1 pseudogene is annotated in these 578 nt (G+C 65.7%); it reads left to right on the top strand.

The annotated features are described in order from the left end of the window. A pseudogene (locus ACM42_RS02250) lies at positions 1-578 on the top strand (transposase); the annotation flags it as partial.

The raw sequence follows: 578 nt of genomic DNA, 5'->3' as shown, positions 1-578 counted from the left end.
GCTGGGGCGAAGACAGCCGACCTGGCTCGCAAGCACGGTGTTTCCGAGGCGACGATCTACAATTGGAAGGCCAAATTCGGCGGCATGGACGTTTCCGAAGCGAAGCGGCTGAGGGCCTTGGAAGAGGAGAACGCGAAGCTGAAGAAGCTTCTGGCCGAGCAGATGCTCGATGCGGCCGCACTTCGCGAGCTCCTTTCAAAAAAATGGTAGGGCCCGCCGCCAAGCGCGCTGCGATCGCGCATCTGCAGGCCGTCATGAGCCTGTCGGAACGGCGGGCCTGCTCGATTGTGGGGGCGGATCGGAAGATGATCCGCTATCGCTCCAGCCGCCCGCCGGACGCAGTTCTGCGTGGCCGATTGCGCGATCTCGCCAACGAGCGGCGGCGTTTCGGCTATCGCCGGTTGTTCGTCTTGCTGCGGCGGGAGGGCGAGCCATCGGGGATCAACCGGATCTACCGGCTTTACCGCGAGGAAGGGCTCACCGTCCGCAAACGGCGGGCTCGCCGCAAGGCCGTGGGGACCCGTGCCCCGATCCTGGTCGAGGCGAGGCCGAACGCGCGCTGGTCGCTGGACTTCGTC

The sequence above is a fragment of the Bradyrhizobium sp. CCBAU 25338 genome, assembly GCF_028128965.1.
Lineage (GTDB): Bacteria > Pseudomonadota > Alphaproteobacteria > Rhizobiales > Xanthobacteraceae > Bradyrhizobium > Bradyrhizobium liaoningense.
This window is presented reverse-complemented; position numbering and strand designations above follow the sequence as displayed.